This window comes from Variovorax durovernensis (genome assembly GCF_977011995.1).
In genome coordinates this window covers 3,386,290-3,412,895 of the sequence record NZ_CDRNCW010000001.1, presented here as the reverse complement: position 1 = coordinate 3,412,895, position 26,606 = coordinate 3,386,290, and the positions used below count along the sequence as shown (strand labels likewise).

Genomic DNA, 26,606 nt, shown 5'->3' with positions numbered 1-26,606 from the left:
GCCGTCTCATTCCAACCCGCGAAATCCCTTGACCTTTACACGGTGGGAAGGTGGAGACTGTTCTGGAATAGGAGCCCATCATGCAACTGCACCCTCACAGTCCAGGCGCAACGGAGGCCGACAAACGTTCTCATCGGCATCCCGTTGGTGCGAATACTCAGCTTGCCGCGGGTGAGCATGCCGGTCAGCGCGACGCTTTGAGCAAGCGGGCCGCAGTTGCAGGTGTCGAATACACCTGTCCCATGCACCCGCAGGTGCGGCAGATGGGGCCCGGAAACTGTCCGATTTGCGGGATGGCTCTGGAGCCGGTTGTCGCTACGGTGGAAACAGGGGAGAACCCGGAACTGAGGGACATGAACCGTCGGTTCTGGGGTGGGTTGGCGCTCACCGTGCCTGTGGTCGCGCTCGAGATGGGCGGCCACCTCGCCAATCTGCAGAGCTTGATGAGTCAGCAAACATCGAACTGGCTTCAACTGTTGTTCGGCACACCGGTGGTGCTGTGGGCCGGCTGGCCGTTCTTCGTTCGGGGGTGGGCCTCTGTGACGAACCGCAACCTCAACATGTTCAGCCTCATTGCGCTGGGCGTTGGTGTTGCCTGGGTGTACAGCATGATCGGCGCGATGGCACCACGGTTGTTCCCGTTGGACCTGCGCACGGGGGACGGGGCGGTTCCGATCTACTTCGAGGCGGCTGCGGTCATCACCGTCCTGGTGCTTTTGGGGCAGGTGCTGGAATTGCGGGCGCGCGAAAGGACGTCCGGTGCGATACGCGCCTTGCTCGACCTCGCACCGAAGACGGCCGTGCGCGTGAGAAGCGACGGGTCCGACGAGACGGTGGAACTCGACGCTGTGCTCGTGGGCGAGCGGCTACGGGTGCGCCCGGGGGAAAAAATACCGGTAGACGGCGAGATCGTGGAAGGCAAGGCGACGGTCGACGAGTCGATGGTCACCGGTGAACCGATTCCGGTCGTCAAGACGCCCGGTTCCAAGGTCACTGCCGGCACTCTCAACCAGACGGGTGGCTTCGTCATGCAAGCCGAAAAGGTGGGCGCTGATACCCTACTTGCCCAGATCGTCCAGATGGTTGCGTCCGCTCAACGCAGCCGCGCCCCGATTCAGCGGATGGCCGACCGGGTGGCGGGCTGGTTCGTGCCGGTTGTGATTGCCGTCGCGCTTCTGGCCTTCGGCGCCTGGCTTGTCTGGGGACCCAGCCCGGCCGTCGCGTACGCACTTGTCTCTTCCGTCGCCGTCCTCATCATCGCCTGTCCCTGCGCTCTTGGCCTGGCCACACCGATGTCCATCATGGTGGGCGTTGGGAAGGGCGCGCAGCACGGCGTGCTCATCCGAGATGCACAGGCGCTGGAGCGCATGGAGAAGGTCGATACGCTCGTGGTGGACAAGACAGGCACGTTGACGCAGGGGCGGCCGAAGGTGGTGCGCGTCGAATCGGCGCCTGGCTTTGACGTCGCCACGGTGCTTCAGAAGCTCGCCAGCGTCGAGCGGGCGAGCGAACATCCACTGGCCGCCGCCATCGTCGCCGACGCACTGGAGCGCCAGTTGCCCCTGTCGCCCGTTCTGGACTTTGACTCACCCGTCGGCAAGGGCGTGATCGGCATGGTCGAGGGCGCGCGGGTGATCTGCGGAAGCGCGAAATTTCTGGCTGAGAACGATGTCGACGTCAGTGGCATGGCTGCAGCGGCAGACGCTGTGCGGGCGCAAGCTGCGACGGTCATCTTCGTGAGCATCGACGCCCGCCTGGCTGGTTTCGTCGGCATTGCCGACCCCATCAAGCCCAGCACACCGGAAGCCATCGCCGTGCTGCGCCGCGAGAACATCCGCGTGGTCATGCTCACCGGCGACGGCAAGACCACCGCGGAGGTTGTAGGTCGCCAGCTCGGCATAGACGAAGTCATTGCAGACGTTCTGCCGCAAGACAAGACATCAGTGGTGCAACGGCTGAAGGCCGAGGGCCGGGTGGTGGCCATGGCAGGCGATGGCGTCAATGACGCCCCGGCGCTGGCTGCAGCAGACGTTGGCATTGCCATGGGAACCGGCACCGACGTTGCCATGGAGAGTTCAGGGGTGACGCTGCTGCAGGGTGATCTCATGGGGATTGCGCGTGCGCGTCGCCTTTCGCAGGCCACGATGAAGAACATCCGAACCAACCTCTTTTTCGCCTTCTTCTACAACGTCGTTGGGATTCCGATAGCAGCTGGCATGCTGTACCCGTTCTTCGGCATCCTCCTGTCGCCGGTGGTGGCGGCCGCCGCGATGGCGCTGTCGTCGGTGAGTGTGATTGCCAATTCGCTGCGTCTACGCGCGAGCAAACTGGTCGATTAGTTGTTGGTCGTAAAGGATCGCCGGAGAATAAACATTCGCCCCACGGCGAAGGTCAACCGGTCCCCCTCTTGACCTTGCCACAGCGGTAAGGTGTTGGCTGAAGGTATCGACAACAGGGTCGTTTGGAGGCATTGCGATGGCGCACAGATCTGACGTTTCCCAGGGCCTGGGGCAGGAGGTGCTACGGCTATATAAGCAGGCGGTGGCCGAGCGGCGATGGGAGGTCGCCGAGTTCCTGATGTGCGCTCTGGAGCAGTTGGCAAAATCCGACTTGGAAAGTGAGGCTGCAGTTGAGCAAGGTTACTTGTACATCGGCCGCGGTCGGCAGTCTTTCAATGCGTGAGACGTGACGCCGATTGCCATGGCGGTTGCAACCCGCAGGCCCCTCGTCCAGAAGCGTCGCGGCGTTGTTCCAAATCAACATGGCTCAGACACCGAGGCCGGTCCCCAAGGGGATCTTGAAGTGACACCGCACACCCCGCACAAAGCGGGCGCCGTCGACACGCGACCACATCCAAGATCTGCATAGTCTTCGCAGCGGCTTTTTATCGGGTTGTGCCCCACTGGACGGGGGACCAGTCACGACGACGAGGCCGCTTAGCCTTGCCGACCAACTGCCGCGCATGCCGCGGTGCACGCGCTCCGTGTTGCACTGTTCGCGGCTGCCTGCAGGTGACGAAATCGTCATGCGGCGGTCAGGCGGTTGTTGTACCCCAGCTTCTAAAGTTTGAACCGTGACGCAAGCGAGACGGTCGACCTTGAAGCCGATCACCGAGGCGTCATTTCTCTTAACTTTCAAGGAGCCTGAGATGAAGAAGATTCTGCTCGCGATTGGGACCACAACACTGCTGCTGTCCGGCGCCTACGCGCAGAGCCAGACGCAGGAAGCGGCTCCGCCGACCAACACCAAATCGCAAATCTTGGCCGAGGCCAGGAAGAATGCGAAGCCGACAGGCGTCAAACAGATCAAGGATGGCGGCACCGCCGTTGGACAAGGCTCGGGCGTGATGGGGACGAGCAAGTCCGAGATGGTTGGCGAGAGCCGGAAAGCGGCGCGTGAGGCGCGTCCCCACCGGGATTCGACGCAAGGCGGCACCCCCAAAGAATCGCGGTGACGACAAGTTCCTTCATCGTCGTACCGGACCGGCGCCTTGCCAGTCCGGTCGACGTGAACGACCCGTCGAACGTCAAGTGTCCCATCCTGCCGCGCCCCTATTTCAAGGAATTTGATTATGAACTGCAATTTGAAAACGATCATCAAGATTGGTATCGGGCTAGGAATTGCCCTGACCGCTGTGTACTTCGCATTGCCCTCATCCCACGCGTTCATTCTGGCCAGTGCACCCTTCTTGCTGTTCCTCGCCTGCCCGATCGCGATGATTTTCATGATGAAGGGCATGAACGGCGCCACGAAAGATGAGAGCGCCAAGGTTGAAGAGGGCAAAGTGAATTCCGTGGTGGGCGAGACCAAGCCAGACAAGACCTAACGCGAATCTCGACCACGCATTCACGCACGTTCGGCTGCGCGGCTGCGCCAACGCCGGAGCCAAGCGAAGCCCTTGCCGGAGTAAGGTGGGATCAGCACCCTCGTGACAGATTGCTGTTCTACGGATGAACTATTGTGATAACTCTTCTTATCGCAATAGCCATCTCATCTGGCTAAACTCCGAAGATGAAAAGTACCCTGAGCACCCGGATCCTGGAAGAGGCGTCGCAGGACTTCCCCGGTGCCGCGGCGCTCGCGGCCCTGCGCGCCTGGTACGCCGGCATGGGCACCACCGAGGCTGTCGCTCAGTTCCTGCCGCACAGCACTGGCGCAGGCAGGTCATCCCGCGCCGTCCTGGGCGACATCCGGCGCCAGTTGGCGGACCGCGCCCGCCGGTGCCGCCGCGACGATCTGGCGCAACTGATCCTGCACCCGTCCTCCGAGCGGCCGAAGCGGGTCTGTGCCGTCATGGCGGCGATCGACCTGTTGCGCGGGCTCGCCGTGCCGCGGCCGCTGGTGACGGACGCCGTCGAGCGCTGGCTGCCCGCGCGCATCGCCAAGCCCATCCAGGCCCACGGCCTGCGCACGCTGGCCGATCTGACGGTGCGCGTGCCGCGCCGGCGGCGCTGGTGGGCGGACATTCCCGGCTTGGGCGCCACCGGCGCCAGGCAGGTGGAAGCTTTTTTTGCGGCGCATCCGTCTCTGACCGCCGCCGCCCGTGCGCTGGTGCCGGTCGGCATGCCGCAGGACGTGGTGCCCTGGGAGCGGCTGTACGTGCCCCACGAGGTCGACGGCTCGCGCGGTGCCTTCCGGGCGCCGCTGGAGACCTGCATCCTGGGCGCGCGCAACGACTACGAGGCGGTGCAGGCTTGGCTGTCGCTGCACGAGTCGGCGGCCACCCAGCGGGCCTACCGCAAGGAGGCCGAGCGGTTGATCCTCTGGGCCATCCTGGAGCGCGGCAAGGCGCTGTCGTCGCTGACGACAGAAGATGCCGTGGCGTACCGGGCGTTTCTGCGTCACCCCGCACCACGCGGGCGTTGGGTCGGACCGGCCGCGCCGCGTTCCTCGCCCGAGTGGCGGCCATTCACCGGTGCCCTGTCAGCCCGCTCCGTGGCCTACGCGCTGTCGGTGGCCGGAGCCTTGTTCCGCTGGCTGATCCAGCAGCGCTATGCGCTGGCCAATCCCTTCGCCGGCATCAAAGTCCGGGGTGCCTCGAGGTCAGAGCCGCTGGCGGTGACGCGGGTCTTTGGCGAAGGGGAATGGGCGATCCTGCAGGCGGTGGCCGAGGGCCTGGAATGGGTGCATGGCTGGGAAGCACCGGCGGCGCAGCGGCTGCGGTTCGTGCTGGATTTTGCCTACGCGACCGGGCTGCGCATTGGTGAGTTGGTCGGCGCAACGCTCGGCCAGATCGAGGCGGACATTCATGGCGATCACTGGCTGCGCCTGGTGGGCAAAGGCGGCAAGGCCGGCAAGGTGGCGCTGCCGCCGCTGGCCCGGTCTGCGCTGGACCGGTACCTGATGCAGCGTCAACTGCCGATCACGCCGGCCCGATGGAATCCGAAGACGCCGCTGCTCGGCAGCCTGGAGTTGGAGAGTGTTGCCGGCATCACGGCCACGCGGCTGTGGAGCATCATGCGGCGCTTCTTTCTGAAGGTGGCCGAGGCCGTCGAGGCGGACAGCCCGGCGCTTGCGGACAAACTGCGCCGTGCCAGTCCCCACTGGATGCGCCACACCCATGCCACGCATGCGCTGGCGCGCGGCGCGGAACTCACGACGGTGCGCGACAACCTGCGCCACGCCTCTATCACGACGACCTCGATCTACCTGCACGGCGACGAGGTTAAGCGGGCGCGGCAGATGGATACCGCGTTCGCAGCACGCGGCCCGAACTCATGAGCCGGCCGCGGCGGCTGCCTTGCGCAGGGCGCGCAGTTCCAAGCGCGCGGACTCGCGGATGTCGTCGCGGTCCAGTTCGACGGCGGTGTCGTCGGCCCAGGTTTGCCAGAGGCTTTCGAGCCAGGCTTGGCGGGTGCTGAAGGATTCGACCGCGTAGTCGAGCCAACTGGCGTATCCGGCGGGCGGTGGTAACGGCTTTTGAATGGTGAAGAGGAATTCTCCTTGGTGAGTCGAAACAGGGCCGAGATCATCCAATGCGACAGCGATGGCCGGCAAGTCCAATTTGCATCTGTTGCTTATTGATCCTGCCGGGTGATCAGCGCTCGAACCGCGGTGCCGTATTGCTGCTGGATCTGGGCCCACTGGGTAGCCCGCTGCTCGTAGGCCGTTGTTTCCTCGGTCGTCATCGCCTGACTTGCCTGCGCCCAGCGCGCAAAGGTAGCCACGGTCGAGACGCCGCGGTCGTGGCCGGCGCGCAAACGCCGAGGAACGGCGCTCGTCCAGGCTAATGCGCGTTCGCCGTTGACCCGCTCGAAGATCGAGTCAACGATTCGGACTCCGGCGCTTTTCGACGTTGCATTGCTGTATTTGCCGCCGACAACGATGTCAGAGAATTTCATGTGCCGTTCAGATTTCTTTTTAAATCAATAGCTTAGATGCTTTGTGTCTTGCTGAGCCACGGCAGTCCAGTCCCCAACCTCAATTCCGCCGCCCTCGGATCGCTCGGGCATCAGGAACATCGAACCAAGCACACCAATCTGCACGGAAAGGACGATCACCCCGAGCTACGCTGGGCGTTTTCTGAGTCGCGTGCAAATCACAGCGGTTTGGCATTGAATTCCCATATGAATCAAGCACTTGTGAAAGGCCTGGTGTCGAGGCACTTTCTGATTCATGTGCAAACCGCAGCGCTGCGGTGCATCACATGGCCCCGGCAGCACGCCGCTTTGGGGCGGTCTTGTGCAGCAAGGCGTCCTCGAACTGCTCGATCCTGAACGCGATGGTTCCGCGAAAGTTGATGTGCCCGAAGTGCACCGGCCCCATGCGGCGCAGCCAGGCATCTTCGATGGGGTGCTGTTCCTTGCGCCAGCGATCGACAACACCTTGCATCCTCATGGTGTTCCATGCGACGACCACGTTCGTCAGCAAGGCGTGAGAACCCGAGATGGCCCGCATCTCGTCGCGCCGGCGACCGCGCTCGGGAAGAATCCGGCCATGGTAGATGGCACGCTGAAGTTGGTGCACCGACTCACCCCGGTTCAGCAGCGTGTGGATCTCGCGGCGGAATTCGGTGTTGGTGAAGTAGTCGCACAGAAAAATCGTGCGCAACAGCTTTCCCAGCTCATCTGCGGCCCGGTGCAAAGGATCACCCTTGGCGGCGCTGCCGAGTTTTTCCAGCGCTTCCTTGGCCGAGAGATGGCCGCCGCGGATCGAGGCGATCAACCTCAAAAGATCATCCCAGCCTTTGGTGATCGCCCGCTCGGAGACGTCGCCAATGGCAAGCTGCTCCAGATTCTCGGGTCGCTCGAACGAGCGCGGCAGATAGAGCTTGCGCTCGGCGAGATTCTGCAGGCGAACGCACAGGTCGAAGCCCAGCAGCTTCGCGACGGCCATCGCGACGTTCGTGTAGCCGTGCGTGTCCACCGCGAGCAGAGACAACCGGAGACCGTCGGCACCCAATGTGTTGTTGTGGGACTCCACCCCGTGAACCGCGACCGGTGCCTGGCGCTCGTTCAGGACGATCGGCTGGTCATAGAACAGGCCGTACGATCCCATGACGTGCGAATAGACCCCAACCGCGGGCGTGCGCCGGCGCGGGTCCAGCCGCGCGTTGTACAAGTGCCTGGACGCGTCCAGCGACATCATGTCGGCCGACGCCTTGTCGCCCTTGCCCCAAAGGCTTGCGATAGGGTGCTGGCGCTGGAATGCGACGAGACGCTCATTCGCACGCCGAAGGCGGCCATGCCCTTCCAGGGACCGCATGGCGGCCGAGATGTGAGAAACCTCCAGGCCGGGAACCATCGCGGCGACACCTCTCGCATCGTTCTCAGTGCCGTGCGCCAGGAGCGCACCGTACAAGGCACTGAGTTCGCGGGGCGTTTTCGCACGACTGCCCAAAAGCAGTTCACTGAAACCGACATGCGCATCGAGTTCAACGATCATGTCGCCGAACTGGGCATCGCCGATGATCGCAAAGATGGCATCCCGGCTCCGGCTGGCTTGGGCGTCGACGTCCATCGGCTGGATGGCAGGCAGTCGCACATGCCCTTGGGCGTCGATCTCGACCTTTCCGGCGGCGCACGCGGTGGACAGCGCCTGGAGGCATTCCTTCAGGGTGCCATGAAGGCGATCCAGAAATTGCTTCGGGTCGGCTGTGAGGCTCAGGGCACTGATCAAGCTCTGCCGCTTCTTCTTCCAGTCCTGCGGCGAGATCAACTGATCCTGCCTGTTGCGGTGGCTCCAGCTGTGATCGATCCACAGACGACCACCGCGCAGACCCTTGCGCACCGACGTGAGGGTGGACGCGCGAAGCGCGGCAAGAGCCTTCTTGCGATCGGGAGCATTCAGCAACTCATGCCACACCGGGTCCGTGATCGTGACATCGAAATCCTTAGGCAACTCTCTGATGCCACGCGCCTGGAGGTCGCGCAGCGCCTGGATCTGCTTGAGGGGACGCTGCGATTCATCGCCCTTGACCTCGAAGTGTGCCAACGAATTCAGCAGGGCTGTGATCTTCTGGTTGTCCTGCGTGAGTGCCTGCCTGACAAGCGCTGCGCGGCTCGTGAGGGGAGAACCGCACTCGGGCGGGATCAACGCTTTCAAGGCTTCGATCTTCTGCTGGGCCGTCTGGTCCTCGGCATACAGCAAGTTGCGAATCTTTTCGCGCTCCTGGCGCAGTTCGATGGCGCCACGTGCCTGCGTGGACTGGACCCGGCTGGAGGCATGGCGCACAAAATCGCAGACGCGGCGACCGGCCATGTACACGGTGGCGTCCGTCAGCTCGAGCAGGGTCACGCGCAGGAAACAAGCAATCTCCACCGCCTTCCTGTCCTCGCTCAGCCGCTCGGTGTCGAACGGGGGCCGGCTGACGACGCTATGGCTGTAAGCCCTCAGGCGCGCGTTCGAGATGCCGGACAGCGCCCAGTCGTGAACGCCGAGGGATTTGAGGTAGGAGACCTTCTCAGTGACCTCACTCAGGCCGCTGGGACCATGTTTACCCGGCGGCACCCTCAGCCATTCGAGAATGGTGCCACCCGTTCGGCCACGGCGCTTCGAAAACACCCGGGTAATGGCCCGCCTCAACATCGGTGCAGAGATCTCGCTGCGCACCGAGGCGAGCGCGGCGGCTTCAGTGGCCGCAAAGGCCTGGCGGGCGATGTCCCGAATCGCACGATCCCCTGGCAGGAGGTGTCTGCGGTCGAAGAGCCAGTGCTCAGCCTCCTTGACGAGTTCGTCGACAGATGAGGCCGTCGCCGCGAGTTCAGTCAGCGCGTCGGCAAGTTGTTTGAGAGTCGAGTCGTCGGCCGGGGAGAGGCCACTGGCTTCTCGGGCCCATTTTTGATGAGCGAATCGCGTGGCCGACCGCTTGTACAGCGTCTTGAGCGTTGCGATCGCCGTGTCGTTCAACGCCAGCGATATGCAAAGGGATTTCAGCAGCGCTCGGGGAATGCCCGTGACCTTGTCGAGAGAGCGACCCGTGGCCCGAATGAACACCAGTTGCAGTGCTGCACCCAGTCGCGCGCTCTTGAACTTCTCTCGAACGTCGGCGATGTCCTTCTCACTCAGGCGAAAGGATTCATCAACATCCATCTCCGAAAGCGACTTGGGCAACTCGACCGCACCCACGAACCTCAAGTGGAAACTCGACACCGTGTTCCTCTCGTCGACGCCGAATGGCGCAGGCGGCGCCAATCATGGCAGAGACGGAGGTCCGTGAAACCCGGGCTGAGTTACTCTTGCGAATACAAGGGTTTACCCTTTATTCAAACCGCTGCGATTTGCACCGGAACCGAGATCACCCCTGTAGTGACGCGATCAACGGGCAGGAAACATTCCCCTTTCGTGCATGGCAGGCGCACACGAGTTCAGACAGCACGGTTTCCATGCGCGCCAAGTCGGCCATCTTCTCGCGCACGTCCTTGAGCTTGTGTTCGGCCAGGCTGCTGGCCTCCTCGCAGTGGGTGCCATCGTCGAGCCGCAACAGCTCGGCAATCTCGTCCAGGCTGAAGCTGTCGACGTAGCGGAGGAAATTAGAAAATAGCGAAGTTGTTCTGCAGCGTTGAACCGCCCAGATCCCTACCGCCGGCCGGGCCAGAAATCCCGCTCGCGTCACGCAGTCGGGCGTTTTCGCCGTCATACGAGCAGAGGGCTACGTCTTTGGGTTCGGTGCAAATGTTGCCTCCCCCGGGCAGTCGAACTCGATGTAGTATACCCCCCTATAGTATATTAAGCGAGGTGCAGGATGAGCCATACCATCCGCGAGAAGCAGAAGCTGCTCAATCGTGTACGCCGCATCCGCGGCCAACTCGATGCGATTGAGCGCGCGCTGGAAGAGGAACAGGGGTGCGCGCCCGTCCTGCAGCAGATCACGAGCTGCCGTGGCGCCATGAATGGTCTGTTGGCCGTCGTGCTGGAAGACCACATACGTACCCACCTAACCGAGGTGGATGACGAGCATGAACACGCCGAGGGCAGCGCCAAGGAGCAGCTAATCGAGGTCGTGCACAGTTATTTCAAGTGAGCCGTTATGAGCAACTTCTACGACACGCCGTTCGGCGCCAGCCATGACCACGTGTTCCTTGGCGAAGGGCACGAGAAGAATGAGCGCAAAACCTGGGCCGTGATCGTGCTGTGCACGCTCATGATGGCCGCCGAGATCGTCGGCGGAAGCGTGTTCGGCTCGCTGGCACTGGTGGCCGATGGGCTGCACATGTCGACGCACGCTGGCGCCATGCTGATCGCGGCGCTGGCTTACACGTATGCGCGGCGTCACGCGAATGACCCGCGCTTCGTGTTCGGTACGGGCAAGCTCGGTGACCTGGCAGGCTTCACCAGCGCCATCATCCTGGCGATGATCGCGCTGTTGATTGGCTACGAGGCGGTGGCGCGATTCCTCTCGCCGGTGCCGATCCACTTTAGTGAGGCAATCCCGATTGCGATCGTCGGTCTACTGGTCAATGTCGCCAGCGCTTGGCTGCTGAGCGGGGGGGACCACGGTGGTCACAGCCATGGCCACAGTCATCACCATGGTCACGTCCACGGACACGATCACGGCGCAGCCGGACTTGGCGATACACATGCACACGGCAAGGAAGTGCAGCATATCGACGCGCCGGCAGGTGTGTTCGCGCTGTCGATCTTTGAAGATAACGTGCCTCCAGTTTTCCGCCTGGCTGGAGAAACCGCCCCGCTGCCCCGCGACGTGGCGACGGTGACCACCATCCGGCCGGACGGCAGCCGCCAGGAATTCCTGATGGTCCGCAAGGCGAACTATCGGGAATCCACAACAGAGATTCCGGAACCGCATACCTTTACTGCCGTGCTCGGTATCGGCGGCCAGGAATACAGCGTGGCTTTCGACGAGCATGACCACGATCATGCCGATGGACACGGGGCGCACCATCGCGACCACAACATGCGTGCGGCCTATGTACACGTGCTGGCCGATGCGGCCGTCTCTGTTCTGGCCATCATCGGGCTGTTGCTGGCAAAAGCCTTTGGCTGGCTCTGGATGGACCCACTTGCAGGTGTGGTGGGCGCGTTGGTCATCGCCAACTGGGCCTATGGATTGATGCGCGACACGGGCGGCATCCTGGTCGACATGACGCCGGACAAGCACATCTGCGGCCGCATCAAGACTGCACTGGAAACCGATGGCGACACGCTGCTCGACCTGCACGTCTGGCGCATCGGCCCCGGACACCTGGGCGCGGTGGTCTCGGTCGGCACACGCCAGGCGCACCGCGGGCCGCAGTTTTATCATCAACGGCTGCGGCGATTCCAAGCGCTGTCACACGTTACGGTCGAGATTCATTCGATGCCGGCCAAATGACCTAACGGCCGACCTGGACATTTCCTCCGGACGATCAGCACGGGGGCGGTATCCCGCCATGTGGGTACCGCATTCGCCCGACCAAAACAAGAAAACCTTGTCGCGGCCTAACCGCGGACGCTCTCCCGACCATGTACTGCCCATCTAGATTTGCCCGCATTTGCGCGGCAGCGTTCGCTCTTGCTGCGCTCGTTTCCAGCCCGTCACATGCACATGGCATTGCTGGCAACCGCTTCTTTCCGGGGACGCTGAATTTCGACGACCCCGCCGTTGCTGACGAATTCTCGATCACCGCTGGCGCCGTGCAACACCCAAACGACGGCGGCAACGTCACGGATCGCGGCGCGACAGTCTCGTTCGCACGGCTGCTGACACCCGAGGTCTCGATCGGCTTCGACAGCGGTTTCATTCGGCGCGACTGGGACGGCGCACGCCAGCACGGCGCGACCGGTTCCGACCTGATTCTCAAATCCCGGCTCTACGAAGACGATCTGAACGAGACGCTTGTTGCCGCCTCGCTGATCTATGGGCTGCCCCAGAGTGGCGCCAAACGGCTCGGTGCCAGCACGTCGGCGACCATCGCCCCCAGCCTGTACGTTGGCCAGGGGTTCGGTTCGCTGCCTGACGCATGGTCTTGGTTGCGGCCGTTCGGCATCACGGCGGGCGTCAGCGTGGCCGTGCCGACCAGCAAAGCATCGGACAACTTGAGCTATGACCCGATGACGCGACGGTTCAACCCAGTGAGGACAGCCAACGTCACCACGGTGCATTGGGGGTTCGCATTGGAGTACAGCACGCTCTATTTGACGGATCGGTTTGTGCCCGGCGTGCTCCCCAAAGAGGAACCGCTCCACCAATGGATTCCGTTGGTTGAGTTCGCGTTCGAGTCGCCGCGGGGCCAGCGTACGCGTGGCACCGTCAACCCCGGCGTTGCCTATGTCCAGGACACGTGGCAGGTAGCGGCAGAACTAGTCGTTCCTCTGACCCATGGGTCGACGCGAGGCGTTGGTGCGAATATCCAAGTGTTGTTCTTCCTGGATGATTTTCTGCCAGCGGTGTTTGGCAAGCCAATGCTAGCTCGCTAGCTGCGGATTCCTAGACCTTCGATAGGGGCAGTTGCACCGTAAATCTCGAGCCACGTCCCTCCTTGCTGCTGACGGTAATGGTTCCCCGATGCAGCTCCACCACCAGCTTGACCAGATAGAGGCCGACACCGGCTCCGACCGTACCGGCCACGTTGCCGCCCCGGACGTAGCGCTCGAACAGCCGGTTGATATCGCGCTCCGGGATGCCCAACCCTTGGTCTTCCACCATCACCGACACGCTTTCGGCATCGCCTTGCACATGCACGCTGACCAGTGCCCCCGGCGGCGAGTATTTGATGGCATTGCCGATCAGGTTGCTGAACGCCTGGAAAAGCAGCTTGGCATCGCCATAAAAGGTGTCGGACGCGCTGGTTTCCACGTGCTCTTCGATGCGGGCACCCGGCGTGCTGTCCCGGTGCATCTCGCAGACCTCGTGCAGCAGCATCGAGAGCGGAAAATCCGTGCACCGTACCGCCGCAAGCGTCGTGTTATCGAGCCATTGCGACGAGTCGAGCAGGTGATCCATCAGATGCGTCATCCGCTGCACCGCCGCGCGGATCTTGCCGCAGCGCTCATCAAGCACTTCTGGTGGCAGCGCCTCGCGCATGCGCATCAGCCGCTGCGCGTGGCCATCGATCACACCCAGCGGCGTGCGGAATTCGTGCGAGGCCATGGAGACGAAGTTGCGTTGCAACTCGGCCAAGCGGCGCTCCTTGTCCAGCATGTCCTGCAATACCGCAGCCTGCTCGATCAGCGCATCCTTGCTGCGGCCGAGTTCGATGGTGTTGTCGCGAAAGCGCGCCACCGCCTGGGCGATATCGCCGATCTCATCACGCCGCTCCAGACTTGGGATATCGACGTGCGTATCGTTGTTGGCAATGTGGTGCATGCGATCGACCAGAACGGCAATCGGGCGAGAGACCGCGTAGGCAAGGTAGGCCACCGCGGTCACGACCAGACAGGCTGCCACCACAATGGCACCAATGATGAGCTGCCGCGCGTCACGGTAGGCCTGCGCCTCGCGCTTGGTTTCTGCAGCCGCACCAGCCACGTTGCGCTCAGTCAGGATGTTCAGCGTGTCGTTGGCGCGATCATAGGCGTGCCACGACTCGCCGTGATAGAGCTGCGTCGCCCCGCGAACGTCTCCTGCCTTGGCCGTCGCGATCACACGCTTGGTCAGGTCGCGGTAGGTATTCCATTGGTCGACGAATTGCCGGTAGAGCGCACGTTCGGCCCCGTCGTGCTCGATCTTTTCGAATCGGGATTGCGATCGCTGGATCATCTCGTCGAGCTTGACGATCTGCTCATCCGCGTCAAACCAACCCGCGCGCGAAGTCGAGATCAGGTACTCCGCTTCCCCATACCGATAATCGGAAATGTAGTTGTTGAGGTCGCCGAGAATGCGGCTGTTTTGCAGCCATCGGTCGCTGATCTGCGACGACACGCTGTGAAAGCTGGCAAGCTGATCGATGCTGAAAGCACCCAAGCCAACGACCAGCAGCAGAAACGTCACGAAGACTAGCGTGAGCCGAACCCGGACGGGTCGCAGCGCTGATAGCGGGCGGAATCCGGGCATGCGTGCGTTGGCCGGCGCTGGAACTGGGCTATGCATGGGGCTTACTGGACGCTTTTTCGGGTGGAGCGGACTGCTTGGCAATGCATTGAACTGCAGCGCAAGCGTTCGACAGATAATGCCATGTGATGGCACGGCCAAGGCATCGATTCCCGCCATGGCATTGGCCGCGGGTCACCTCATCTTCATGCAGAACCACCATGAGCGAATCTGATCGAAAAATCCTCTGTATCGAGGACGACCGCGAAACTGCTGAATTGATTGCCGAGGAATTGATCGAGCGCGGGTTCTCGGTCAGCCAGGCGCACGATGGCGAGCAAGGTCTGGCCGCCATTCTCCATGAGGTGCCGGACCTCGTGCTATGCGACGTCGGCATGCCCGGCATGACGGGTTTCGAGTTGCTGGAGAGAGTCGGCGCGCTGGCGCCGTGCTTTTCCGAGATCCCCTTCGTTTTTCTCACGGCGTTTGCGCAGCGCGAATATGAACTCAAGGGCCGCCGCCTGGGTGCCGACGACTACGTGACCAAGCCGGTCGACTTTGACATCCTGTGCAGCATCATCGAGACACGGCTGGCCAGGAGCGCGCGCACACGCAAGCCACAGCCGCCGGTCAACCTGAGTGAGCGCGAGGTGGAAGCGCTGGCTTGGTCGGCACGCGGCAAAACCTCCGGCGAGATTGCCGCCATCCTTGGGCTGTCCAAGCGCACCGTGGACTTCCATATCGACAACGCACGGCAGAAACTGGGCGTGGCCACGCGCATCGAAGCGGTAGTTAAGGCGTCTTCCACCGGCATCATCAAGCTCGATTGAGTCAATGGCATCGTCCCCTCGCAGGCGGGGACGATGCTGACATCAAACCGGGGCGGCCTCTTCAGGCGACGGCGCATCGGGCGGGGGCTCCTTGCCGAGGAACACCATCCGCAGCGCCGGCACGATCACCAGCAGCATCAGTGGTCCGATCAGCATGCCGCCCACCACCACGGTCGCCAGCGGACGCTGCACCTGGCTGCCAATGCCGGTGGAGATGGCCGCCGGAAACAGGCCGATACAGGCGGAGAGCGCGGTCATCAGCATCGGCCGCATCCGTTGCTGCGCGGCGTGGAACATCGCCTCGGTCGGCTGCATGCCCTTCTCGCGGCGCAGATCGTTGTAGTACGTGATCATCAGGATGCCGTCCATGACGGACACCCCGAACAGCGACACAAAGCCGATCGCCGCCGAGATGCTGAAATCCAGCCCCGTCAAGAACAGCGCCAGCACCCCACCGGTAATGGCGAACGGAATGCCAGCCAGCGCCATCAGGCTGTCGCGTGCCGAGTTGAACAGGCCGTACAGCAACACCAGGATCAGCAGCATGCTGACGGGCACGGCAAACTCCAGGCGCTTCTTGGCCTGCTCCAGGTCTTCGAACTCGCCCGCCCACACGATGCGATAGCCCTCGGGCAGCTTGACGTGCTTGGCGATGCGTTCCTGTGCCTCTTCCACCGTGCCGCCCAGATCGCGCCCGCGCACGCTGAACTTGATCGGGATATAGCGCTCGTTGCGTTCGTGATAGATGTAGGACGCCCCCGTATCGAGCGAGATGTCGGCCAGCTCGCGCAAGGGGATATACCCCGTGGTGCTGTTCGACGCGGTGTAGGGCACCCGGATGTTGCGGACCGCTTCGATGTCGTTGCGGTATTCCGGTGCGAAACGCACCAGCATCTGGAACTGGCGGTCGCCTTCCACCACCTGGGTCGCCACCGAGCCGCCCAGCGCCGCTTGCACGATGTTGTTCACGTCGCCGGTGTTGAGCCCGTAGCGCGCGGCCGCCTCGCGGTTGATGCGGATGTTCAGGTTGGGCTGGCCGAGCACGCGGAACACGCCAAGGTCGGCGATGCCCTTGACCTGGTTCATTTCTGCGTAGACCTGGTCGGCAAGCGTCTCCAGCGTCTTCAGGTCGCGCCCGATGATCTTGACCGAGTTCGCGCCCTTCACGCCGGACAGGCCTTCCTCGACGTTGTCCTGGATGTATTGCGAGAAGTTCATGGCCACGCCCGGCAGCTCGTCCGAGAACTCCTTCTGCAGCTGCGCCACGATCTTTTCCTTGGTCATGCCCCCTGGCCATTCGCTGGAGGGCTTGAACGGGACGTAGAACTCCGCGTTGTAGAAGCCTGCGGCGTCGCTGCCGTCGTCGGGACGGCCATGCATGGACACGACCGTCCTGATTTCCGGGTGGCGCAGCAGAATCTGCCGGATTTTCGTCACCGACGGCGCGCCTGCCTCAAGCGAGACCGTCTGCGGCAGCGTGGCGCGCAGCCACAGGTTGCCTTCTTCGAGCGCAGGCAGGAACTCGGTACCCAGGCGCGGGATCAGCAGGCCCGTGATCAGCAGCGCCAAGGCGCCGATGGTCACCGAGATCTTCTTGTTGGACAGCGACCACTTCAGCGCCGGCGCATAGATGCGATGCAGCCCGCGCACCAGCAGCGTTTCCTTTTCTTCGATGTGCTTGGGCAGCAGGTACGACGACAGGACCGGCGTGACGGTGAAGGTGGAGATCAGCGCGCCCATCAAGGCATAGGCGTAGGTGCGCGCCATCGGCCCGAAGATCTGGCCTTCCACGCCCTGCATCGTAAAGAGGGGCACGAAGGCGGCCAGCGTGATTGCGGCCGAGAAGAACACCGCCTTGTCCACCTGCAGCGCGCTGACAAAGATCATGCGGATGCGTTCTGGAACGCGCATGCCAAGCACCTTGGCATCGCGGCTGGCCAGAATGCGTGCCTGCTCAGCCGCAGGCATCTGGAAATTTCGGAAGATGTTCTCCACCAGAATCACCGACGCATCGACGATGATCCCGAAGTCGACCGCGCCCACCGAGAGCAGGTTGGCCGATTCCCCCATCAGCACCAGGATGATGATGCTGAAGAACAGGGCGAACGGAATGTTGACGCCGACGATGATCGCACTACGCAGATCGCCCAGAAAGACCCACTGGATGAAGAACACCAGCAGAAAACCGAAGACCAGCGCATGCAGCACGGTGTGCGTGGTGGTGGTCACCAGTTCGGAGCGGTCATAGAACAGTTCGACCTTGACACCCGGTGGCAGCGTGCCGTCCGCGTTGAGCTTCTGGATCTCGGCCTTGACGCGGGCCACCACGTCGCTCGTCTTCTGCGTGCGGTTCATCACGACGGTGCCCAGGGCCACGTCGTCCTCGTTGTCGCGCCCCGCAATGCCAAGCCGAGGCACGAAGCCGAGCTTCACCGTCGCAACGTCCTTGACCTGCACCGGCACGCCGTTGTTTTGCGTCAGAACGACCTTTTCGATGTCCTTGAGGTTGCTGACCAGACCGACGCCCCGGATGTTGATCGACTGCTGTCCGAAGTTGAGCGTGCGACCGCCGACGTTGATATTGGCGTTGCCCAGCGCCGTCATCATCTGCGGCAGGGTCACGTTGTACGTCTCGAGCTTGCGCGGGTCCACCGAGACTTCATAGCTCTTGGTGGGGCCACCCCAGGCCACCACCTGTGCCACCCCCGGCACCGTCAGCAGCCGCCGTTGCAGCACCCAGTCCTGGATGGCACGCAGGTTCGTCAGGCCGAAATGCGGCGGGCCCTTGACCTGATAGCGCAAAACTTCGCCCACCAGGCTGGAGGCCTGGATCTGGGCCTGCACGTTGTTCGGCAGGTTGACGTTCTGCTGCAGGCTCAACGCGGCTTGCGAATAGGCGAAGTAATAGTCGATGCCGTAATTGAAGGTGACCCGCACGAAGGACAGGCCGTAGAACGAGGTGGAGCGGATACTCGCCACGCCCGGCGTGGCCGCCAGGCCCACTTCCATCGGCACGGTGTAGTAACGCTCCATCTCCTCGGCAGACATCCCGGCTTGCTGCGCGGTGATTTCCAGGATGACAGGCGCGGGGTTCGGATACGCCTCGATATTGAGCTTGGAATAGGCGTACAGACCCGCTGCGATGAATACCAGCAGGAACAGCAGAATGAGTGGTCGGCGCGTGAGCGACAACCTGAGAATGGCCCTCAGCACGGTCTACCTCTTAGTGAGCGCTTGATTGATCAGGTCAGGAAGAAGAGCCGGTGGTCACTGGCCGGTGGTTGCCGCGACACTGCTCAGGAAGAGTGCCCCGTCGCTGGCCACCATTTCACCGGGCTTGAGTCCGTCGACGATCTGGACCAGCCCGTCCTGTTCCTGTCCGAGCTTGACTGTGCGCGGCGCAAATTGCTTGCGATCGGTGGTCACCCATACCGTCATGGTGCCGTCGCCTTCGCGCGCGATCCCGTTGGGCGGGATGGCAGGAGAGCGGGTCGGTTCACCCGTGCGGATCGTGAACGAGGTGAACATGCCCGGACGGAGTTCATGCTTCGGGTCCTGGATTTCCGAACGTACCAACACGCGGTGCGTATTCGCATCCACCGTCGAGCCAACCGTTGTCACAACACCGGCGAACGAGCGGTTCGGGAACGCATTCACCTTGATCTGGACCTTCTGGCCCACATGCAGCAGCGGGCTGTCCGTTTCAGGCACGAACGCCTGCATCCACATGCTGGAGAGGTCGGACACCGTAAACGGTGCCGTGCCGCTGCCGGGCTGCAGCAACAGGCCTGGCTGCGCACTGCGTGCGGTGATACGGCCCGCAATCGGGCTGGTGACCGTCAGAATGGGTTCGATCCGGCGTTGTTCGACAATGCGATCCATGTCCGCGGCGCTCTTGCCAAAGATGGCAACTGCATCGCGGGCAGCCTTGTAGGCCGCTTCGGCGGCTTGTTGGTCGGACGTCGCCTGATCCAGATCCTTTTGCGCAAGGCCCTGAATCTCGAAGAGCTGGTGTGCACGCTCCAGGGCCCGCGTTGTCAGCTTGCGTGTGCCGGCGGTCGAGATGAGCGTGGATTCGGCCTGCACCAGGTCGGGGCTGTCAATGTCGAACAGCGGCTTGCCCTTGGGCACGTCGTCGCCGATCTTGGCGAATACGTTGCGGATCTTGCCTTGATAGGACGTGAAGACCTGCACCGAGCGGTCTTCATTGAAGTCAATGTTGCCGATCGCCTCGCGCTGGTTGGCAAACTCGTGCGCCTCGACCGCAGCCACCTTGACATGCTCACTCTGCGATGAGTTCAGCGTGACGCCTTGCCTTGGCTTGCGCGGTGCCGCATCCGTGGCGGCCTTGGCGCCCGCCTTACTGGATTCAGCCTGTTCGTACGTAGACGCGGATTGTGTCCGCCCCGAGAACGCGAACATCAGGCCGGCGACGGCAACAGCGGCGGCGGCGCCCCCCACGGCGGCGGATTTTGCATCGAAACGCACGACAACCCCCAAGATTACAAAAATTGCCCGCATGATGGGTGCGTGAAGCAGTCCGGTCTACTGTGATCAATCACAGTACGCGGTTGATCTGCTGCCGAATAGAATCGCGGCCATTCCACCGCTGACAAGAATCGGGCGAACCATGTCGCGAACCACGTCGCCTCCGGGCCACAAACTCAATGCAGTTCTGAAAGCTATTCCCTCGCGCACTCGTGTCGCAGCGATTGCTGCTTGCATGCTGGTATCGGCCTGCGCGGTCGGCCCCGATTTCAAGACGCCGGAAGCACCCAAGGTGACCGGCTATACGCCGCAGCCGCTGCCGGAGCAGACGTCATCCGCTGCCACACAGGGCGGTGAGGCGCAGCGCTTTGTCTCGGGCATGAAGGTGTCCGACGAATGGTGGAAAGCATTCCAGTCGGACAAGCTGAACAAAGTGATTACCGATGCCTTTGCTGCCAGCCCCACGCTGGCCGCCGCACAGGCGGCGCTGCGGGTGGCGCACCAGCAAGTGCGAGCGCAGCAGGGTGCATTCTTCCCGCTGGTGCAGGGCTCGTATCAGGGTGCCCACAAGCGCGATGCGGTGGGCACCATCGCGCCGTCGCTCACATCGAATGCCGAGATCTACAGTCTGCACACGGCGCAAGTCACGGTCAGCTACGCACCTGATGTGTTCGGATTGAACCGGCGTCAGGTCGAATCGCTCCGGGCGACGGAAGACGCGCAGTACTTCCAGATGGAAGCTGCATATCTGACGCTGGCCACCAACATCGTGGCGGCGGCGGTGCAGGAAGCGTCGCTGCGCGCGCAGATCGATGCGCAGCAGCGCATCGTTGACATCAACACGCAACTGGTCGACAACCTGCGCAAGCAGTTCACGCTGGGGGCTGTCACCGGACTAGACGTTGCCGCTGCGCAGACGGCACTGGCACAGGCCGAACAGGCGCTGCCCAACCTGCAGAAGCAGTTGGCAGTGCAGCGCGATCTGCTGGCCGCGCTGGCGGGCAAGCTGCCGAGCGAGGGCATTCCCGAGACCTTCACGTTTGCCGATTTCAAGCTGCCGCAAGAGCTGCCTGTGTCGTTGCCGTCCGATCTGGTGCGGCAACGCCCCGACGTGCGAGCTGCAGAGGAACAACTGCACGCCGCCACGGCGCAGGTAGGTGTGGCGATTGCAAACATGCTGCCGCAACTCACCCTTTCCGCCACGCGGGGCGGCACAGCTTCCCAGTTCAGCCAGATGTTCCAGCAGGGCAACGTCTTCTGGAGCCTGGTGGGCGGGGTGGCGCAAACTTTCTTCGACGGCGGCACGTTGCTGGCCAAGAAGCGCGCCGCCGACGCGGGCATCGACCAGGCCGAGGCGCAGTATCGCGGTACCGTCGTGACCGCCTTCCAGAACGTGGCCGACACCCTACATGCGCTGGATGCCGATGCCGACGTGCTGAAGGCCGCGCTCAAGTCCGAGCAGGCTGCCAGCACGACGCTCGATATCACCACCAAGCAACGCGCAATCGGTCAGGTCAACATCCTCGCCGTGCTCAATGCGGAACAGGCTTATCAGACCGCGACACAGGCCACGATTGGCGCGCGTGCCAACCGCTTTACCGACACGGCGGCGCTGTTCCAGGCGGTGGGCGGCGGATGGTGGAATCGCAAGGGCGGCGACATCGCTGAGCGCTGAAAATTCGAGAGCCATTTTGGATTCACGGTGATTCGGACCAGTCGTGCTCCGCTGGCAACGGACAAACGCTGCGCAGATACGACCACCCACCCTAGGTGGGTTGGCGCCCCGGAACGGAACACTCGCGCCCTCTCTTTCGCGCTCCAGCCTACTTCGCTATTTTTTCTAACTTTCTTCGCTATGCCGACAGAAGCCCAGCCGCTGGGCCGACTTCACAAAGCGCACCCGTGTCACGTCCGCCGCGCCATAGCGGCGAATGCTGCCATAGGGCTTGTCCGGCTCGGGCAACAAGCCCTTGCGCTGATAGAACCGGATGGTCTCCACGTTGACGCCGGCTGCCTTGGCAAAAACGCCAATGGTCAGGTTCTCCAAATTATTTTCCATACCGCTTGACTCCGTACATGAGTACGGAAGTAAGGTTACGCTATCCAATTCAAATTCGAAAGGACAAGCCGAGGAAGGTAGCGGACGACTCATTGGGGTACAGGCAGTGGCCCCGGAAGCGGGCGAGCTGATCCAGACGGCGGTGCTCGCGATCCGTAACCGCATGACCGTACAGGAACTGGCTGACCAGTTGTTCCCCTACCTGACGATGGTCGAGGGGCTGAAGCTCGCGGAGCAGACCTTCACCAAGGATGTCAAACAATTGTCCTGCTGCGCAGGATGAAAGGAGATGGAACCATGAAGCTCGCCCCATATATTTTAGAACGTCTCACTTCGGTCAATCGTACCAATGGTACTGCGGATCTCTTGGTCCCGCTACTGCGGGAACTCGCCAAGGGGCGTCCGGTTTCACGAACGACACTTGCCGGGATTCTCGACTGGCCCGCTGAGCGAGTGGCCGCCGTACTCGAACAGGCCACCAGTACCGAATATGACAAAGATGGGAACATCATCGGCTACGGCCTCACCTTGCGCGAGACTTCGTATGTCTTTGAAATTGACGACCGCCGTCTGTATGCCTGGTGCGCGCTGGACACCTTGATATTTCCGGCGCTGATCGGCCGTACAGCTCGCGTCTCATCGCATTGCGCTGCAACCGGAGCACCCGTTTCACTCACGGTTTCACCCAGCGAGATACAGGCTGTCGAACCTGCCGGCATGGCGGTGTCCTTGGTATTGCCGCAGGAAGCAGCCGACGTTCGTCAGTCCTTCTGTTGCCATGTACATTTCTTTGCATCTGTCCCGACGGCGGAAGACTGGGCCTCCAAGCATCAAGGATTGGAAGGATTGGCGATCGTCAGTGTCCACGAGGCTTTCGGCTTGGGCCAGGAGTTTAATCGACATCTGTTGCAGACCATGTCATCTAGGACACCGTGATCGGATATCGACCCAATGTTCTACGGCACCGGCATCGGATTCGCAGCGCGCGGATTGAACTCGGCGAAACGGTATATGCATTGCCGTGAACCGACCAAAAGGAGGTGTTCGATGAACGCCTACACGGTGTCCCGGCTGGCCCTTGATGCCGGGGTGAGCGTGCATATCGTGCGCGACTACCTGCTGCGCGGATTGCTGCGGCCAGTCGCCTGCACCACGGGTGGCTACGGCCTGTTCGATGACGCCGCCTTGCAGCGACTGTGCTTCGTGCGGGCCGCCTTCGAGGCGGGCATCGGCCTCGGCGCATTGGCGCGGCTGTGCCGGGCGCTGGATGCGGCGAACTGCGATGAAACTGCCGCGCAGCTTGCTGTGCTGCGTCAGTTCGTCGAACGCCGGCGCGAAGCGTTGGCCAATCTGGAAGTGCAGTTGGCCGCCATGCCGACCGCGCCGGCACAGCATGCGGAGAGTTTGCCATGAACAGCCCCGAGCGCATGCCGGCCGAGACGCACAAACCGTTCACCGGCTACCTGTGGGGCACGCTGGCCGTGCTGACTTGCCCCTGCCACCTGTCCATCCTCGCTGCCGTGCTGGCCGGCACAACCGCCGGTGCATTCCTTGTCGAGTATTGGGTCATCACGGCGCTCGGTTTGACCGGCCTGTTTCTTCTGTCACTGGCGCGGGCGTTGCGGGCATTCAGGGAAAGATCATGAGCGCTTCCCGGCCGGATGGATGGACTACGGCGGAGGGCCCAAGCGTTCGAGCGCGGGCAAGGCTTTCTGTTCGCAAAGCCGATGCCGGCGGCGGCATTCGCCGTCTTCGTCAGTCAATGGAGGGGTGCCACCATGAATGCAAATGATCCGACCGCCACCAGTTGCTGCGTGTGCTGCAAGGAAATTCCGCTCGATGCCGCCTTCACACCGGAAGGCGCGGAGTACGTCGAGCACTTCTGCGGGCTGGAGTGTTATCAACGTTTCCAGGCGCGGGCCAGCACTGCGACCGAAACGAGCGGCGAACCGAACGCTTGCGGTTCGCCGCCGTCAAATTGAGACAAACCACGCTTTCGCTACGTCGCCTCATGTCGGCATCAAATTCGGCTGAGTAGCTTCTCGCCATCTGGACGTAGCTCGCCCTTGGGTGAAATATGCCGATACAGGGTCTGCCGCGTGATGCCAAGTTCCTGGCACAGGTCGCCGACCTTGGTCTCTGACTGCCCCATTGCCGCCATCGCCAGCCGCAGCTTGGCGGCGGTCATCTTGAACGGCCGGCCGCCTTTCCGGCCGCGTGCCCGTGCTGAGGCCAGGCCCGCCACGGTGCGCTCGGCGATCAACTCGCGCTCGAACTCGGCCAGCGCGGCGAAGATACCGAAGACCAGCTTGCCGGCGGCGGTCGTGGTGTCAATGGCCGCGCCGTGCCCGGTCAGCACCTTGAGGCCGATGCCGCGTCCGGTCAGGTCATGGACGGTATTGATCAGATGGCGCAGGTCGCGCCCGAGCCGATCCAGTTTCCAAACGACCAACGTGTCGCCTGGCCGTAGTGCCTTCAGACAGCTCGCCAGACCGGGACGATCCTCGCGTTTTCCGGACGCTTGGTCTTCATAGAGATGCGCCGGATCAACACCGGCCGCGACCAGCGCATCGCGCTGCAAGTCCGTCGCCTGGGAGCCATCCGCCTTCGATACTCGCATGTAGCCAATCAGCATCTTGTACCTGTCACATATACGTTCGATTATGTGACAGTTTGCATCGGGAAGCTCTGCACGTCAAAATTTGTCACTTAACCCGTCATTCTGTCTAAGGCATGCAAAGGGTAGGCTAGGCTCATAATGTGACAGAAATTCCGGGGGGATGCCTTCCTTCGCGAAGGTGGCGCGCAACTGTTCCAAGGAAGCGGGGTCGCGCCGACCATAGGAAGCCAACGCGAACAGCGAGCGTGCCGTCTCGGGGTTGTGTCGTGCTTCAATGATGGCCTCATCAATGGCCTGGATTGCACGCTGCCAGTGATCGACGGGTTCGGGCTTCGGCGCTTTCGCCGGCAGGCCACTGGTGAACCCGGTTTGGGGCTCGGACCAGAATAGCTTTGCGTGCTCGCCTGGCGGGCTTATATCCCTCACCTCAATCAAGCTGATTGCCGTTGCCGCCGCCTCCAGCATCTGCAACCGTACTGCCGGGTTCAGGGTTTCATACGGTCGCCACAGACTTTGCCCAGCACGCAGCGGATGCCCGCAGCATTCCCAGATTTGGCGGAGATACCCCGCGTAGGTGCCGCACGTCGAAAGCGGGGTGTTCAGCTCATCGAGCAGCGTGCGTAGCAGCCTAAACCACAATCCGGCGTGGATGCGTCGGCGCGGCAACTCCACGTGGCCGGTCGTCAGTGCCTGCCAGGTACGCTGGTCCATCGCCGCAATCGCGTCGCTGGCAGTGCGCGGTTCGGCGTCGGCGTTCTCCCAGCCGAGAAACCGCCCTGGCACGCCCCAATAGGATTCCAGCCAGCAGCCATGCAGTGGGCAGCTCAGCATCAGGGGCAGCTTCCACGCGAGCAGTACGGCTTGGTTCTCCGGATCGTTCAGGCAGAGCGGACAGGCGCGGTGTATCGGTTGGGTGGGCAGCCAGGCACGCCAGCTCGTGATGGATCGCGTCTTACGGCGGAGTCTCGGCAGCAGTACCGAGAGCTGGAACGCATAGGTTTCCAATGCGGCTGGAATCTGATCATCAAGGCTGTCCAGTAGCCAAGGCACCCAGCCGGCGAAACTCATGCAGCGCAGCCGATCCAGCTCGATACCGCTCCGCTGGGAGAGCATCGCCAGCAGCGCCAGTGGTGGCGCGGTGTCCAGGTCATCAACCTGGCCGTGACCAAGATCGTGCTCCAGCAGCTCGGACACTTCCATGTGATAGCAAAGGGCCACGCGGTTGAGCCACGAAGACAGGGCTTCGGCTTCCCTGGGTGCCGGATGCAGTGGCCAGCGTGGCGCTGGCTTCACATCAGTTCCCGCTCGAATTGCCGACGCCGCTCGCTTGGGCCGGTGTAATCGGCCATGCTGAGCGTGCGGTGGTTGATCGCTTCCTCGCCGCTCTCCACGGCGACGAGGGCCGCCGCCATCAGCAAGTGCGCCAGTTCGCCGATGGTGCCCTCGCTGCGTGTGAGCAGGTAGCGGGCCATGTCCAGCGTGGCAATCGACGAGGGTCGCCGCAATGGAAGCGAAGCGGCGAAGCTGGCCAGCAGTGAGCAGCAATCGTCGTTGGCCTCCCACACCGGCAGCATCATGGGCTCGAAGCGGTTTTCCAATTGGTCATCCGAGCGGATGGCCAGGTAGGCGTCGCGCGTGCCGACCCCGACCAATGGGATGCGCAGCTCATTGCCGAGGAAGCGCAGCAGGTTGAGAAATTCCCGCCGGTTGACGCTGTTGCCGGCCAAGACGTTGTGCAGCTCGTCGATCACCAGCATGCGCACGCCGACCTTGCGCAGCAGTGCCAGCGCCAGTTGCTCCATTTCCGGCAGCCGTGGGCGCGGGCGCAATGGTGCCCCCATCGCGGCAAGTAGCGCGACGTAGAAGCGGATCACCGACGGTTCGGACGGCATCTGCACGACCAGCACCGGCATGTGTTCCTGGTCCGCGTCGGAGCTGGCCGGATGCGTGCGCCGGAATTTCTCGATGATCATCGACTTGCCGTTGTTGGTCGGGCCAACCAGCAGCAGGTTGGGCATGCGTTGCTTGTTTGGCCACGCATACAGGGTTTCCAGCCGGTTCAGCGCCTCGACCGCGCGCGGGTAGCCGATCCAGCGGTCGGCGCGAAGGCGCTGGATGCGCTCGTCCGCCGGCAGCCGAGCCAGCCCCTGTGCCGCTGGCAGCAGGTGTGACAAGTCGATGATGGGATATTCGTCCACG

23 protein-coding genes and 2 pseudogenes are annotated in these 26,606 nt (G+C 62.7%); 14 read left to right on the top strand and 11 right to left on the bottom strand.

All coding sequences use genetic code 11. The annotated features are described in order from the left end of the window. Positions 1-80: 80 nt before the first annotated feature. The 4 genes from ACWV14_RS16215 to ACWV14_RS16200 all read left to right on the top strand — a co-directional run bounded on the left by ACWV14_RS16215 (position 81) and on the right by ACWV14_RS16200 (position 5,721). Entirely contained in the window at positions 81-2,339 is a 2,259-nt protein-coding gene (locus ACWV14_RS16215) for a copper-transporting P-type ATPase (RefSeq protein ID WP_454908366.1), read from the top strand. A 758-nt stretch (positions 2,340-3,097) separates the two neighbouring features. After that, entirely contained in the window at positions 3,098-3,454 is a 357-nt protein-coding gene (locus tag ACWV14_RS16210; protein WP_454908367.1) for a cell envelope biogenesis protein TolA, read from the top strand. A gap of 117 nt (positions 3,455-3,571) precedes the next feature. Beyond that, positions 3,572-3,826 (top strand): DUF2933 domain-containing protein, encoded by a 255-nt coding sequence (locus ACWV14_RS16205; RefSeq protein ID WP_455342659.1) that lies wholly within the window; start codon positions 3,572-3,574, stop codon positions 3,824-3,826. Positions 3,827-4,011: 185 nt separating this feature from the next. Continuing rightward, the gene (locus tag ACWV14_RS16200) at positions 4,012-5,721 is read left to right on the top strand and encodes a phage integrase family protein (RefSeq protein ID WP_454908368.1); all 1,710 of its coding nucleotides are present in this window, start codon (positions 4,012-4,014) and stop codon (positions 5,719-5,721) included. Here ACWV14_RS16200 and ACWV14_RS16195 read toward each other — a convergent pair. From ACWV14_RS16195 to ACWV14_RS16180, 4 genes are all read right to left on the bottom strand, one after another. Then, complete coding sequence (locus ACWV14_RS16195; protein WP_454908369.1) at positions 5,716-5,997, bottom strand: hypothetical protein; 282 nt, start codon at positions 5,995-5,997, stop codon at positions 5,716-5,718. The genes ACWV14_RS16200 and ACWV14_RS16195 overlap by 6 nt on opposite strands. A gap of 20 nt (positions 5,998-6,017) precedes the next feature. Then, positions 6,018-6,341: a hypothetical protein gene (locus ACWV14_RS16190; protein WP_454908370.1), complete on the bottom strand. Its 324-nt coding sequence runs from the start codon at positions 6,339-6,341 to the stop codon at positions 6,018-6,020. Positions 6,342-6,642: 301 nt separating this feature from the next. Further along, on the bottom strand, positions 6,643-9,591 hold the full coding sequence (locus ACWV14_RS16185; protein ID WP_454908371.1) for a Tn3 family transposase: 2,949 nt from the start codon (positions 9,589-9,591) through the stop codon (positions 6,643-6,645). Between the two features lie 145 nt (positions 9,592-9,736). After that, positions 9,737-10,078 (bottom strand): MerR family DNA-binding protein, encoded by a 342-nt coding sequence (locus ACWV14_RS16180; protein WP_454909465.1) that lies wholly within the window; start codon positions 10,076-10,078, stop codon positions 9,737-9,739. 105 nt (positions 10,079-10,183) lie between these two features. Here ACWV14_RS16180 and ACWV14_RS16175 point away from each other — a divergent pair, with 105 nt between their 5' ends. The 3 genes from ACWV14_RS16175 to ACWV14_RS16165 all read left to right on the top strand — a co-directional run bounded on the left by ACWV14_RS16175 (position 10,184) and on the right by ACWV14_RS16165 (position 12,858). Beyond that, positions 10,184-10,462, top strand: a complete 279-nt coding sequence (locus ACWV14_RS16175) for a metal/formaldehyde-sensitive transcriptional repressor (protein WP_012435739.1) — start codon at positions 10,184-10,186, stop codon at positions 10,460-10,462. Positions 10,463-10,468: 6 nt separating this feature from the next. Next, a complete protein-coding gene (gene dmeF / locus ACWV14_RS16170; protein WP_454909464.1) occupies positions 10,469-11,773 on the top strand; it encodes a CDF family Co(II)/Ni(II) efflux transporter DmeF in 1,305 nt (434 codons plus the stop codon). Between the two features lie 131 nt (positions 11,774-11,904). Beyond that, the gene (locus ACWV14_RS16165; protein ID WP_454909463.1) at positions 11,905-12,858 is read left to right on the top strand and encodes a hypothetical protein; all 954 of its coding nucleotides are present in this window, start codon (positions 11,905-11,907) and stop codon (positions 12,856-12,858) included. Between the two features lie 10 nt (positions 12,859-12,868). On the opposite strand, the gene ACWV14_RS16160 is transcribed toward ACWV14_RS16165, so the two are convergent. Next, entirely contained in the window at positions 12,869-14,470 is a 1,602-nt protein-coding gene (locus tag ACWV14_RS16160) for a sensor histidine kinase (RefSeq protein WP_454909637.1), read from the bottom strand. A 161-nt stretch (positions 14,471-14,631) separates the two neighbouring features. Here ACWV14_RS16160 and ACWV14_RS16155 point away from each other — a divergent pair, with 161 nt between their 5' ends. Further along, entirely contained in the window at positions 14,632-15,240 is a 609-nt protein-coding gene (locus ACWV14_RS16155; RefSeq protein WP_454909462.1) for a response regulator transcription factor, read from the top strand. Positions 15,241-15,282: 42 nt separating this feature from the next. Here ACWV14_RS16155 and ACWV14_RS16150 read toward each other — a convergent pair whose 3' ends face one another. Together ACWV14_RS16150 and ACWV14_RS16145 are read right to left on the bottom strand one after the other, a co-directional pair. Continuing rightward, on the bottom strand, positions 15,283-18,453 hold the full coding sequence (locus ACWV14_RS16150) for an efflux RND transporter permease subunit (protein WP_454909461.1): 3,171 nt from the start codon (positions 18,451-18,453) through the stop codon (positions 15,283-15,285). A gap of 54 nt (positions 18,454-18,507) precedes the next feature. Continuing rightward, positions 18,508-19,728: an efflux RND transporter periplasmic adaptor subunit gene (locus tag ACWV14_RS16145; protein WP_454909636.1), complete on the bottom strand. Its 1,221-nt coding sequence runs from the start codon at positions 19,726-19,728 to the stop codon at positions 18,508-18,510. 235 nt (positions 19,729-19,963) lie between these two features. On the opposite strand from ACWV14_RS16145, the gene ACWV14_RS16140 reads away from it, so the two are divergent. Further along, positions 19,964-21,403 carry an efflux transporter outer membrane subunit gene (locus ACWV14_RS16140; RefSeq protein ID WP_454909460.1) on the top strand — a complete coding sequence of 480 codons (1,440 nt, stop codon included), beginning with the start codon at positions 19,964-19,966 and terminating at the stop codon, positions 21,401-21,403. Between the two features lie 189 nt (positions 21,404-21,592). On the opposite strand, the pseudogene ACWV14_RS16135 reads toward ACWV14_RS16140, so the two are convergent. Beyond that, positions 21,593-21,787: pseudogene (locus ACWV14_RS16135) on the bottom strand (MerR family transcriptional regulator); the annotation flags it as partial. Between the two features lie 67 nt (positions 21,788-21,854). Between ACWV14_RS16135 and ACWV14_RS16130 the strand changes: the two are divergent. The 5 genes and pseudogenes from ACWV14_RS16130 to ACWV14_RS16110 form a co-directional block, all read left to right on the top strand. After that, a pseudogene (locus tag ACWV14_RS16130) lies at positions 21,855-22,070 on the top strand (mercury(II) reductase); the annotation flags it as partial. A gap of 14 nt (positions 22,071-22,084) precedes the next feature. Then, on the top strand, positions 22,085-22,723 hold the full coding sequence (gene merB / locus ACWV14_RS16125; RefSeq protein WP_000761850.1) for an organomercurial lyase MerB: 639 nt from the start codon (positions 22,085-22,087) through the stop codon (positions 22,721-22,723). A 111-nt stretch (positions 22,724-22,834) separates the two neighbouring features. Next, positions 22,835-23,200 (top strand): mercury resistance co-regulator MerD, encoded by a 366-nt coding sequence (gene merD, locus ACWV14_RS16120; RefSeq protein WP_000995361.1) that lies wholly within the window; start codon positions 22,835-22,837, stop codon positions 23,198-23,200. Then, a complete protein-coding gene (gene merE, locus ACWV14_RS16115; RefSeq protein WP_005413392.1) occupies positions 23,197-23,433 on the top strand; it encodes a broad-spectrum mercury transporter MerE in 237 nt (78 codons plus the stop codon). Before merD ends, merE begins: the two co-directional genes overlap by 4 nt. A gap of 132 nt (positions 23,434-23,565) precedes the next feature. Next, a complete protein-coding gene (locus ACWV14_RS16110) occupies positions 23,566-23,769 on the top strand; it encodes a DUF3330 domain-containing protein (RefSeq protein ID WP_005413391.1) in 204 nt (67 codons plus the stop codon). A gap of 38 nt (positions 23,770-23,807) precedes the next feature. Here ACWV14_RS16110 and ACWV14_RS16105 read toward each other — a convergent pair whose 3' ends face one another. The 3 genes from ACWV14_RS16105 to ACWV14_RS16095 are packed head-to-tail and all read right to left on the bottom strand — an operon-like array spanning position 23,808 to position 26,605. Continuing rightward, positions 23,808-24,422 carry a recombinase family protein gene (locus tag ACWV14_RS16105; protein ID WP_010981357.1) on the bottom strand — a complete coding sequence of 205 codons (615 nt, stop codon included), beginning with the start codon at positions 24,420-24,422 and terminating at the stop codon, positions 23,808-23,810. Positions 24,423-24,482: 60 nt separating this feature from the next. Continuing rightward, positions 24,483-25,700 (bottom strand): TniQ family protein, encoded by a 1,218-nt coding sequence (locus ACWV14_RS16100; protein WP_009288528.1) that lies wholly within the window; start codon positions 25,698-25,700, stop codon positions 24,483-24,485. Then, positions 25,697-26,605, bottom strand: coding sequence for a TniB family NTP-binding protein (locus ACWV14_RS16095; protein ID WP_003830789.1), 909 nt, complete (start codon positions 26,603-26,605; stop codon positions 25,697-25,699). Before ACWV14_RS16095 ends, ACWV14_RS16100 begins: the two co-directional genes overlap by 4 nt. Between the last annotated feature and the right edge of the window lies 1 nt (position 26,606).

What these genes read in the sequence shown, in the direction of transcription:
- ACWV14_RS16110 (WP_005413391.1), top strand. Translation starts at nt 23,566, where the DNA reads ATGAATGCAAATGATCCGACCGCCACCAGTTGCTGCGTGTGCTGCAAG.
- ACWV14_RS16140 (WP_454909460.1), top strand. Translation starts at nt 19,964, where the DNA reads ATGCTGGTATCGGCCTGCGCGGTCGGCCCCGATTTCAAGACGCCGGAA.
- ACWV14_RS16205 (WP_455342659.1), top strand. Translation starts at nt 3,572, where the DNA reads ATGAACTGCAATTTGAAAACGATCATCAAGATTGGTATCGGGCTAGGA.
- ACWV14_RS16105 (WP_010981357.1), bottom strand. Translation starts at nt 24,422, where the DNA reads ATGCTGATTGGCTACATGCGAGTATCGAAGGCGGATGGCTCCCAGGCG.
- ACWV14_RS16215 (WP_454908366.1), top strand. Translation starts at nt 81, where the DNA reads ATGCAACTGCACCCTCACAGTCCAGGCGCAACGGAGGCCGACAAACGT.
- merE (WP_005413392.1), top strand. Translation starts at nt 23,197, where the DNA reads ATGAACAGCCCCGAGCGCATGCCGGCCGAGACGCACAAACCGTTCACC.
- ACWV14_RS16190 (WP_454908370.1), bottom strand. Translation starts at nt 6,341, where the DNA reads ATGAAATTCTCTGACATCGTTGTCGGCGGCAAATACAGCAATGCAACG.
- merB (WP_000761850.1), top strand. Translation starts at nt 22,085, where the DNA reads ATGAAGCTCGCCCCATATATTTTAGAACGTCTCACTTCGGTCAATCGT.
- ACWV14_RS16160 (WP_454909637.1), bottom strand. Translation starts at nt 14,470, where the DNA reads ATGCATAGCCCAGTTCCAGCGCCGGCCAACGCACGCATGCCCGGATTC.
- ACWV14_RS16175 (WP_012435739.1), top strand. Translation starts at nt 10,184, where the DNA reads ATGAGCCATACCATCCGCGAGAAGCAGAAGCTGCTCAATCGTGTACGC.
- ACWV14_RS16165 (WP_454909463.1), top strand. Translation starts at nt 11,905, where the DNA reads ATGTACTGCCCATCTAGATTTGCCCGCATTTGCGCGGCAGCGTTCGCT.
- ACWV14_RS16155 (WP_454909462.1), top strand. Translation starts at nt 14,632, where the DNA reads ATGAGCGAATCTGATCGAAAAATCCTCTGTATCGAGGACGACCGCGAA.
- merD (WP_000995361.1), top strand. Translation starts at nt 22,835, where the DNA reads ATGAACGCCTACACGGTGTCCCGGCTGGCCCTTGATGCCGGGGTGAGC.
- dmeF (WP_454909464.1), top strand. Translation starts at nt 10,469, where the DNA reads ATGAGCAACTTCTACGACACGCCGTTCGGCGCCAGCCATGACCACGTG.
- ACWV14_RS16180 (WP_454909465.1), bottom strand. Translation starts at nt 10,078, where the DNA reads ATGACGGCGAAAACGCCCGACTGCGTGACGCGAGCGGGATTTCTGGCC.
- ACWV14_RS16200 (WP_454908368.1), top strand. Translation starts at nt 4,012, where the DNA reads ATGAAAAGTACCCTGAGCACCCGGATCCTGGAAGAGGCGTCGCAGGAC.